Origin of the sequence: Mycobacterium hubeiense (genome assembly GCF_002838065.1) — a bacterium.
GTDB lineage: Bacteria > Actinomycetota > Actinomycetes > Mycobacteriales > Mycobacteriaceae > Mycobacterium > Mycobacterium hubeiense.
Window position 1 is genome coordinate 146,097 of record NZ_PIZU01000008.1, and the last position, 9,449, is coordinate 155,545.

Consider the following 9,449-nt stretch of genomic DNA (forward strand, 5'->3'; position numbering starts at 1 on the left):
TCGCCTCCATCGGTCAAACTCACTGTCCCATAACATATTTCACAGTCGGTCCGGCGGTCCAGCCTCCGTCGACCGCGATCTCCGCACCGGTGACGTACGCGGCGGCATCGGACAACAGGTACCCGACCGCCCCGGCGATCTCCTCGGGCACGCCGACACGGCCCATCGGGGTGTTCGGGTAGTTGCCCTCTCCAGTTTGTATGCCGACCTGAGCGGTCATCGGCGTATACGTCATTCCGGGATGGACAGAGTTGACGCGGATGCGATCCGTACCGAGTTCCACCGCGGCGATCTTCGTCAGTCCGCGCACACCCCACTTTGACGCGCCGTAGCCCGCGGTCAGGGCCAGGCCGAACAGCCCGGCGGCGGACGAGATGTTGACGATGGAGCCGCCGCCCGCCGCGCGCATCGGGGCGATCACCGCCTGCATGCCGTTGAACACCCCGACCAGATTGACCTCCAGCACCGACCGGAGGTGGTCGACGGGCTCGTGTTCGATGAACTGGCCGGTCGCGACCCCGGCGTTGTTCACCAGGCCCGTCAACGTGCCGAACTCGGCGTGGGTGAACGTCACCGCCGAGGCCCACTGTTCGGGGTCGGTGACGTCGAGGTGGGTGTATGCGGCCGACGGGCCGAGCTCGCCAGCCAGCAGCTTGCCTTCCGCGTCGAGCAGGTCGGCGATGACGACCCGGCCGCCGTTGGTGACGATGTGGCGGGCGAAGGCCGCGCCCAGGCCGCGGGCACCCCCGGTGACGATCGCGACCACACCGGACAGGACATGTGATTCTGCTGTCATTCGCGCAGGCAACCATGTCCGGCGCCGCGGCCGACGCGAAGTGTCTCGGCCAGCGGGACAACCACTGCGGCGAGATTCCAGCGGCCCATACCGTCACCGGTTATGAACGAGTCGGTCGATGTGGTGGTGGTCGGTGCGGGCTTCGCCGGTCTGTACGCGCTGCATCGGTTGCGCAGCGACGGGCTGTCGGTGCGGGTGATCGAGGCCGCCGACGGCGTGGGCGGGGTCTGGTACTGGAACCGCTATCCCGGCGCTCGCTGCGACGTCGAAAGTGTCGACTACTCGTACTCGTTCGATGAGGACCTGCAGCAGGAGTGGGACTGGAGCGAGAAGTACGCCACGCAGCCGGAGATCCTGCGCTATTTGAACCACGTCGCCGACCGCTTCGATCTGCGGCGCGACATCACCTTCAGCACCCGGGTGACCGATATGGTGCTCGACGAGGAAACCCTGCGCTGGGAGGTTCGCACCGACCGCGGTGACGTGTTGTCCGCGCGGTTCTGCGTGCTGGCGGTCGGTCCGCTGTCGAACGCGAACATACCGGCCATCGACGGCCTGGACTCGTTCGCCGGCGAGGTGTACCACACCGCGCGCTGGCCGCACGATGGTGTCGATTTCTCCGGTAAGCGCGTCGGCGTTATCGGCACCGGATCGTCTGGTATTCAAGCGATTCCGTGCATCGCCAGGCAGGCCGCGCAGCTGTACGTGTTCCAGCGCACCGCGAATTACAGTGTGCCGGCCGGCAATGTGCCGCTCGATGACGCGACGCGGGCAAGTCAGAAGGCGAACTACGCGCAGCGACGGCGGTTGTCGATGGCCAGCGGTGGCGGCTCGCCGCATCAGCCGCACCCCAAGCTGGCTGTCGAGGCGTCGGAGGAGGAGCTTCGCGAGGCGTACGAAAAGCGTTGGCAGCTGGGCGGTGTGCTGTTCTCCAAAACCTTCGCCGATCAGATGATCACGCTCGAAGCCAACGAGACCGCGCGGAAGTTCTGGGAAGAGAAGATACGGGCGGTCATCGATGATCCCGCGACGGCCGATCTGCTGATTCCCAACGACCATCCCATCGGAACGAAGCGGATCTGTACCGACGACAACTACTACCAAACGTTCAACCAGGAGCACGTTCACCTGGTCAGCCTGCGGGCGACACCGATCCGGCGCATCGATGCCTCCGGCGTGCACACCACCGATGCGCATTACGAATTGGACGCGCTGGTGCTGGCAACGGGTTTCGACGCCATGACCGGGTCGGTCTCCAAGCTGAACATCATCGGCCGCGGGGGACTGACTCTCAACGACGCGTGGGCGCACGGGCCGATCACCTACCTCGGGCTCGGCATTCCGGGGTTTCCGAACCTGTTCAACATGACCGGGCCCGGCAGCCCGTCGGTGCTCGCGAACATGGTGCTGCATTCGGAGCTGCACGTGGATTGGGTCGCCGACGCGATCGCCTATCTGGATGCCCACGGCGCGACCGCTCTGGAGGCCCAGCCCGAGGCGGCGGCCGGGTGGGTCGAAGAATGTCGCCGACGCGCGGCGGGAACACTGATGCCGCAAGCGAATTCGTGGTACCTGGGCGCCAACATCCCCGGCAAGCCGCGGGTGTTCATGCCGTTCGTCGGGGGCTTCGGCGTCTACGGGGAGATCATCGCCGGGGTCGCCGAAGCGGGCTACAAGGGATTCGACGTCATCGAGGCATGATTGCTGGCACGCGATTTCTGCGCCATGGTCGTGAATTCGCCGAGCGAACCCTGATGCAGACCTCGGCGAAGGAACGGTGCAATGCGTGTCAGGCGGGTGACGCCTCGATGACCGACAACGGCCCGGCGGTGTCGACGACGCGGTCGAGCCGGAAACCCGCGCGATCCAACAGGTCCGTCCATTCGGCGCGGGTGCGTTCCTTGCCGTGCAGCGCCACCATCATCTCCAGATCGAACATCACGTCGATCTGCGACGGGCGTTCCGGCAGCACAGCTTCCAGTAGCAACAGCTTGCCGCCGGGTGCGATCGCGTCGCGGACAATGTGAAGGATGCGCTGCGCGTCGTCGTCGTTCCACCCATGCCCCGGTAGCGAGCTCGAGCACGGTGATGCCACCCGGGGCAAGCGTGCGCAGCAGACGATGCAGGCCTGCGCGGATAGCCCCCGTCGCGCGGACCAACGCCAACGGCGGGATTCGTGGGGGCTTCTCGGACACGCGTAAGGACTGTCAGTCCAAGTAGTCGCGCAAAACCTGAGAACGACTGGGGTGGCGCAACTTTGACATCGTCTTCGACTCGATCTGGCGGATGCGCTCACGGGTGACGCCGTACACCTGGCCGATCTCGTCAAGCGTGCGGGGCTGACCGTCGGTGAGCCCGAACCGCAGCCGCACCACGCCGGCCTCGCGCTCGGAGAGCGTCTCCAGCACCGACTGCAGCTGATCCTGCAGCAGCGTGAAGCTCACCGCGTCGACGGCGACCACGGCCTCGCTGTCCTCGATGAAGTCGCCAAGCTGGGAATCACCCTCGTCGCCGATGGTCTGGTCCAGCGAGATCGGTTCACGCGCGTACTGCTGGATCTCCAGCACCTTTTCCGGCGTGATGTCCATCTCCTTGGCCAGCTCCTCAGGAGTGGGCTCGCGGCCCAGATCCTGCAGCAGCTCGCGCTGGATGCGGCCCAGCTTGTTGATCACCTCGACCATGTGCACGGGGATGCGGATGGTGCGGGCCTGGTCGGCCATCGCGCGGGTGATCGCCTGGCGGATCCACCACGTCGCGTACGTGGAGAACTTGTAACCCTTGGTGTAGTCGAACTTTTCGACCGCGCGGATCAGGCCGAGGTTGCCTTCCTGAATGAGGTCGAGGAAGGCCATGCCGCGACCGGTGTAGCGCTTGGCCAGCGACACCACCAGACGCAAGTTCGCTTCCAGCAGATGGTTTTTCGCGCGATCGCCGTCACGGCAGATCCATTGCATGTCGCGGCGCTGCTGCACCGGCAGCTTCTCGCCCCGCTCGGCCAGCTCGGCGAGCTTCTGAGTGGCGTACAAGCCGGCCTCGATGCGCTTGGCCAGCTCGACCTCTTCCTCGGCGTTGAGCAGCGCAACCTTGCCGATCTGCTTGAGGTAGGCGCGTACCGAGTCGGCGGAAGCGGTGAGCTCGGCATCCTTGCGGGCTTGGCGCAGCGCCTCAGATTCTTCTTCGTCCCAGACGAAATCGCCTGATGCCTTGTCCTTTTCGGATGGTTCGGCGAGCTCGTCTTCTGCCTCGGCGGGTTCCTCGACGGCGGCAGCGGGCTCGGCCTCCGCGGTGTCCTCTTCGACGTCTTCGACGACGGCTTCGACGGCCACGTCGTCGCCGGTTTCCAGATCCTCCAGATCCAGATCGGCGTCCTCGACCACCAGATCGTCGCCGGGCTCGACTTCGAGATCGTCGCCAACCTCGAGATCGTCGGCTACGACGTCCTCAGCGACCTCGACTGCGGCGGCGGTGTCCTTCTTCGCGCGGCCACGGGGGGCGGGCGCGTCGGCCTTGGCGCGCGATGCCCGCGCCGTGGGAGCTGCCTTGGCCGGTTTGGCCGCCTTGGCCGGGGCCGCCTTCTTCGCCGCGGTGCTCTTCGTCGCCCGCTTGGCGGGTGCTGCACCGTTGGCGGCCTTCGCCGCCTTCGCCGGGGAGGTCTTCGCAGAAGCCTTCGCCGGAGCCTTCTTGGCGGGGGTCTTGGTAGCGGTGCGCTTCACCGGCTCGTCGGTTGCCGGGCTTGCCTTTGTCGCTGCCACGTACACCCTTTCGGTCTTGCGTAATCCGGTGGGCGTGGGCGCACACCACCGAAAGCGTCGGCTATGTCGAATGTGGCGTTGTTATCGGCTGGGGATACTCGCCGCTATTCGGTAGGCGGCCGCCGTCGACCATTGTAACGACACTGTTGAGAAAGAACTGTCCCGAGCGGCAAATTGTGCGCGCCCGGCGTGGCTACAGCGTGGTCGCGGTGACGTCGGCGGCCATGGCGGCGCCGACGATGCCGGCGGTGTTCTGCAGCGCCGCGGCCACCACCGGGGTGCGGTTCTTGAGCAGCGGTACCCATTTGTCGGCCTTGCGGCTGATTCCGCCACCGGCGATGAACAGATCGGGCCAGATCGCGTTCTCGATCGCGACGAGCACCTTCGTGACCTCTTGCGTCCAGCGCTCGTAGCTCCAGCCCTTGCGTTCCTTGACCGAGGACGCGGCGCGATGCTCGGCTTCCTTGCCGCCGACCTCGAGGTGGCCGAACTCGGTGTTGGGCAGCAGCACACCGTTATGGATGACCGCCGAGCCGATGCCGGTGCCAAATGTCAGCAACACGATGACCCCGGTGTTGTCCTTGCCTGCGCCGAACTTCTCCTCGGCCAGTCCGGCCGCGTCGGCGTCGTTGAGCACGGTGACCGGTTGACCGTCGAGTTGTGCGCCGATGACTTCTGGTGCGTTCAACCCGATCCACGCTTTGTCGACGTTGGCGGCGGTATGGACGATCCCGTTGGTCACCACTCCGGGGTAGGTCACGCCGAGCTTGTCGGTCCAGCCGAATTCCTTGACCACCGCGGCGATGGTTTTGGCAACCGCGTCGGGGGTGGCCGGCTGCGGCGTGGCGAGCTTGAACCGCTCGCCGATCAGCTGGCCGGTGTCGAGGTCGACGATGCCGCCCTTGACGCCGCTGCCGCCGACGTCGACGCCGAATCCACGGCGCTGCGAACCTCCGTTGGTGCTGGGATCGGCAGTGGGCGAATCGGTCGCGGTCATGGCGCTCCTCTGGTCCGGACGGGCACGTGCGACGCGCCACTCAGACTAGTAGCTCGGTACTGCATATGTGTTGCGATAGTTCGGTGACCGATCACGACAACGACCCGCCTGCGCTGCGTGCGGTGGCCGAACAGCTGGCCGCCGAGGCGGCCGACTTCGTGCGGCGCCGCCGCGCCGAGGTGTTCGAGGGCGCACCCGGATCCACCCCCGCCGTCAGGTCGAAGAGCACCCCGACCGACCCCGTCACCGCCGTCGACACCGAGGCCGAACGATTGCTCCGCGAGAGATTGGCCGAGCTGCGCCCGGGGGAGCACGTGCTCGGGGAGGAGGAGGGCGGGGCGGCCGACGTCCGCGACGGTCGCATCACGTGGGTGCTCGACCCGATCGACGGCACGGTGAACTTTGTCTACGGCATCGAGGCCTATGCGGTGTCGGTGGCCGCCCAACGAGACGGTGCATCGGTCGCCGGCGCGGTGGCTGATGTGGCCGCCGGCGCCGTGTACTCCGCCGCCCTGGGCCACGGTGCCACGCTGCGACGCGGCAGCGTGACCACGCCGCTGCGCTGCAGCACCGCCGACGATCTGTCGATGGCGCTGGTCGGCACGGGCTTCTCGTACGCGCCCGAGCAGCGGGTCTTGCAGGCGCAGTTGCTCACCAGGGTGCTGCCGCGGGTGCGCGACATCCGGCGGATCGGGTCGTGTGCGCTGGACCTGTGCATGGTGGCCGCCGGCCGGCTCGACGGCTACTACGAGGACGGTGTGCATGTGTGGGACTGGGCCGCCGCGGCGCTGGTCGCGGCCGAGGCGGGCGCGCGGGTGCTGTTGCCGCCGCCCGATGTGCCAGGGCCGGCGCGGGTGATCGCCGCGGCACCCGGTATTGCGACGGCCCTCGAGGACGCTGTGCGCTGACCGAGGGGCTCAGCAGGCGCTGCTGTGAATCTTCGACAGCAGCTTGGAATCGGCGGGTTGCGTCGCATCCGGCCGCAGGCTTGCCAGCACCGCCTCGATGTCGTCGCTGTGGCTCAGCTCGGCGAACTCCGTCCCGATCGCCAAATCGACTGTGTCGTCCGGTCTTTGGTCGAGATACAGCTCCGTGCACGGCGCCACCAGCCATACCGCGGCGGCGGCCGCGCGGCCGGCCTCACCGAACCGGATCTGGCCCTGACATTCCAGGCGCGCGCTGGCGTACACCGGGTCGTTGGCGGCCTCGGGTTGTGCGAATCCCAGGTCGCGCAGTTGCCCGGCGATCGCGGCGGCCTGACCGCCCTCCCCGCTGGCGTTGAGCACCCGGATGCGGGTGTCGGCGAGCTTCGCCGGGCTCACTTCCGTCATGTCGGCGCGCTTCACCTGTTCGCCGATGCTCGGAGCGGGCTGCGTCGGGTCCGCTGCGGGCGGCGGATTGCAGATCGTCGCCTCGTGGACGGCGGTGGGCTGGTTGAGCGCGAACGCCCAGACCAACATCGTCACGACCGCCAGCGATGCGAAGACGATGATTGCCGGCGTATAGTTCCGGCGCCGGAAGGGGCGACCGTGTTCATCGAACGCGGTGCCTTCTGTGATTTGCGCGACCACCCTTGCACTGTAGAGCGTGTTGCTTTGCGGGCCTCCCACCTGGGCGTTTAGAGTGTGATGTAAATCACAGTGGAACGCGTGTCAATACGGGCACGAATCGTTTGGTGGATGCGTTCGACGCTGGTACAAAGCTCTGCTGCAACGTATACGGAGGGGATGAGGACGATGGCTACCGATTACGACGCCCCACGGCGCACCGAGACCGACGATGTTTCCGAGGATTCACTCGAGGAACTGAAGGCTCGGCGTAACGAAGCCCAGTCGGCCGTCGTCGACGTCGACGAGTCCGAATCCGCCGAAAACTTCGAACTACCCGGCGCCGACCTCTCTGGCGAGGAGTTGTCGGTGCGAGTGATCCCGAAGCAGGCGGACGAGTTCACCTGCTCGAGCTGCTTTTTGGTGCATCACCGCAGTCGGCTGGCCAGCGAGAAGAACGGCGTGATGCTCTGCACCGACTGCGCGGCCTGATCTCCTCGGGTTTTCATTGATGACTCTGCGTTGAGGGCGCACTCTTCTCGCTTTGCGCCCGGAACGCAGAGTCAATTCGTTGGGGAGCCGCTCAATGCGGCCAGCACGCGGTCGGGATGACGGGAGCTGACCAGCCAATAAGGCGTGGGATCGTCGGGATCGTCGAGGACCAGCAGCACCATGGGGCCCACCCACGGGCGGTGCACGACGTAGGCCGCGGGGTCCAGCTGGCGGCCCAGCGCCGCCGATTTCGCCGACTGCGGTACTTCGGCGGAGCGGGCGATCACGCTGACCGGCAGATGCGCGGGGCCCACCCACAGTTCGATGTCGGACGCCGAATTGCCGACGATTCGCAGTTCGGTCTTGGAGAACCACAGCAGCACCGCCGCGGCCACCGGCAACAACACCGCAAACGGCAGCCAGGTGGGCAGGCTGCGCACGCCCAGGGTCACCTCGTACGCGATCAGCGCAGCGAGCCCGAGACCCGGCAGCCACCACCACCACGGCACCCAGAGCCGTTCGCGATAGCGCACCGTTTGGGCGGTTGCGCGCGTGTCGGACACGCGGCCAAGAGTAATCTTTGTCGTCGTGTCCACTTCTCTGGCGGTCGTCCGGCTGGACCGCGACTTGCCGATGCCGCAACGCGCCCACGACGGCGACGCCGGCATCGATCTGTACAGTGCGCTCGACGTCGAACTGGCGTCGGGACAGCGGGCACTGGTCCCGACGGGAATCGCGGTCGCCATCCCGTACGGGATGGTCGGATTGGTGCATCCGCGCTCGGGTTTGGCTGCCCGCGTGGGACTTTCGATCGTCAACAGCCCGGGCACGATCGATGCGGGCTATCGCGGTGAGATCAAGGTGACGCTGATCAACCTCGACCCGGACACACCCATCGTCGTACACCGCGGCGACCGCATCGCCCAGCTCCTGGTGCAGCGAGTGGAGCTGCCCGAGCTGGTCGAGGTGACGTCGTTCGACGAGGCCGGCCTGGCCGACACTTCCCGTGGCGACGGCGGCCACGGTTCCTCCGGCGGACATGCGAGTTTGTAGATGGCATTCGGAAAACGTAAGAGTAGAGACAACATCGGCGACGCGGGCGGCCCTGACGAGGTCGTCGAGTCCTCGGCGGCTGACGTCGACGAGGAGCTCGAAGGGCCATTCGACATCGAGGACTTCGACGACCCGTCCGTCGCGGCACTGGGCAGGCTCGATCTGGGGTCGGTGTTGATTCCGATGCCCGAAGCCGGGCAGGTGCAGGTCGAACTCAACGAGGCGGGCGTGCCCAGCGCGGTGTGGGTGGTGACGCCGAACGGCCGATTCACCGTCGCGGCCTACGCCGCGCCGAAAACCGCCGGGCTGTGGCGCGAAGTGGCCGGTGAACTCGCCGACTCGCTGCGCAAGGACTCGGCCAAGGTCAGCATCCAGGACGGCCCGTGGGGCCGCGAGGTCGTCGGCACGGCATCGGGCGGCGGACAGGAGCGAAGCGACCCGGGGAACAGTCGGAGCATGGTGCGGTTCATCGGCATCGACGGCTACCGGTGGATGATCCGCTGTGTGGTCAACGGTCCCGCGGAGACCATCGACGCGCTCGCTGAAGAAGCCCGAAATGCATTGGCGGACACGGTGGTTCGACGCGGAGACACCCCGCTGCCGGTGCGCACCCCGCTGGCCGTGCAGTTGCCCGAGCCGATGGCCGAGCAGTTGCGGGCCGCCGCCGCGCAGATGGCCCAGCAGGCGCAGCAGCCGCCGGAGCAGCAGCAGCCGCCGCAGCCCACGGCCCGCCGCAGCGCGCAGGGCACCGCGATGCAGCAGCTGCGAACAATCACCGGCGGGTAAGCGATTTGGGCGCGCGGAGTTGCGCT

Annotated in this window: 11 protein-coding genes; 5 read left to right on the plus strand and 6 right to left on the minus strand. The window is 67.0% G+C overall.

Annotated elements, in window-relative coordinates; translation table 11 throughout:
• Positions 1-19 precede the first annotated feature (19 nt).
• Positions 20-796, minus strand: a complete 777-nt coding sequence (locus tag CWS39_RS09170) for an SDR family oxidoreductase (RefSeq protein ID WP_102142586.1) — start codon at positions 794-796, stop codon at positions 20-22.
• Positions 797-898: 102 nt separating this feature from the next.
• Here CWS39_RS09170 and CWS39_RS09175 point away from each other — a divergent pair, with 102 nt between their 5' ends.
• Positions 899-2,497: a flavin-containing monooxygenase gene (locus tag CWS39_RS09175; protein ID WP_102142587.1), complete on the plus strand. Its 1,599-nt coding sequence runs from the start codon at positions 899-901 to the stop codon at positions 2,495-2,497.
• A gap of 88 nt (positions 2,498-2,585) precedes the next feature.
• Here the strand turns inward: CWS39_RS09175 and CWS39_RS29120 are convergent, their stop codons facing one another.
• The 3 genes from CWS39_RS29120 to ppgK all read right to left on the minus strand — a co-directional run bounded on the left by CWS39_RS29120 (position 2,586) and on the right by ppgK (position 5,545).
• On the minus strand, positions 2,586-2,891 hold the full coding sequence (locus CWS39_RS29120) for a methyltransferase (RefSeq protein WP_199178018.1): 306 nt from the start codon (positions 2,889-2,891) through the stop codon (positions 2,586-2,588).
• A gap of 112 nt (positions 2,892-3,003) precedes the next feature.
• A complete protein-coding gene (locus CWS39_RS09185; RefSeq protein ID WP_102142621.1) occupies positions 3,004-4,548 on the minus strand; it encodes an RNA polymerase sigma factor in 1,545 nt (514 codons plus the stop codon).
• Between the two features lie 193 nt (positions 4,549-4,741).
• On the minus strand, positions 4,742-5,545 hold the full coding sequence (ppgK, locus tag CWS39_RS09190; RefSeq protein ID WP_102142589.1) for a polyphosphate--glucose phosphotransferase: 804 nt from the start codon (positions 5,543-5,545) through the stop codon (positions 4,742-4,744).
• Between the two features lie 83 nt (positions 5,546-5,628).
• On the opposite strand from ppgK, the gene CWS39_RS09195 reads away from it, so the two are divergent.
• Positions 5,629-6,453: an inositol monophosphatase family protein gene (locus tag CWS39_RS09195; RefSeq protein ID WP_199178016.1), complete on the plus strand. Its 825-nt coding sequence runs from the start codon at positions 5,629-5,631 to the stop codon at positions 6,451-6,453.
• Positions 6,454-6,462: 9 nt separating this feature from the next.
• Here the strand turns inward: CWS39_RS09195 and cei are convergent, their stop codons facing one another.
• The gene (gene cei / locus CWS39_RS09200) at positions 6,463-7,116 is read right to left on the minus strand and encodes an envelope integrity protein Cei (RefSeq protein ID WP_102142591.1); all 654 of its coding nucleotides are present in this window, start codon (positions 7,114-7,116) and stop codon (positions 6,463-6,465) included.
• Between the two features lie 165 nt (positions 7,117-7,281).
• Between cei and CWS39_RS09205 the strand changes: the two genes are divergently transcribed.
• Positions 7,282-7,584 (plus strand): DUF4193 domain-containing protein, encoded by a 303-nt coding sequence (locus CWS39_RS09205; RefSeq protein WP_102142592.1) that lies wholly within the window; start codon positions 7,282-7,284, stop codon positions 7,582-7,584.
• Positions 7,585-7,655: 71 nt separating this feature from the next.
• Here CWS39_RS09205 and CWS39_RS09210 read toward each other — a convergent pair whose 3' ends face one another.
• Entirely contained in the window at positions 7,656-8,147 is a 492-nt protein-coding gene (locus CWS39_RS09210) for a DUF3093 domain-containing protein (RefSeq protein WP_102142593.1), read from the minus strand.
• A 25-nt stretch (positions 8,148-8,172) separates the two neighbouring features.
• Here CWS39_RS09210 and dut point away from each other — a divergent pair, with 25 nt between their 5' ends.
• Positions 8,173-8,637, plus strand: a complete 465-nt coding sequence (gene dut, locus CWS39_RS09215; protein WP_102142594.1) for a dUTP diphosphatase — start codon at positions 8,173-8,175, stop codon at positions 8,635-8,637.
• The gene (locus CWS39_RS09220) at positions 8,638-9,423 is read left to right on the plus strand and encodes a DUF3710 domain-containing protein (RefSeq protein ID WP_102142595.1); all 786 of its coding nucleotides are present in this window, start codon (positions 8,638-8,640) and stop codon (positions 9,421-9,423) included.
• Positions 9,424-9,449: the final 26 nt, after the last annotated feature.

Coding starts and splice junctions, on each gene's coding strand:
- CWS39_RS09170 (WP_102142586.1), bottom strand. CDS start 796: ATGACAGCAGAATCACATGTCCTGTCCGGTGTGGTCGCGATCGTCACC.
- CWS39_RS09175 (WP_102142587.1), top strand. CDS start 899: ATGAACGAGTCGGTCGATGTGGTGGTGGTCGGTGCGGGCTTCGCCGGT.
- ppgK (WP_102142589.1), bottom strand. CDS start 5,545: ATGACCGCGACCGATTCGCCCACTGCCGATCCCAGCACCAACGGAGGT.
- CWS39_RS09205 (WP_102142592.1), top strand. CDS start 7,282: ATGGCTACCGATTACGACGCCCCACGGCGCACCGAGACCGACGATGTT.
- CWS39_RS09220 (WP_102142595.1), top strand. CDS start 8,638: ATGGCATTCGGAAAACGTAAGAGTAGAGACAACATCGGCGACGCGGGC.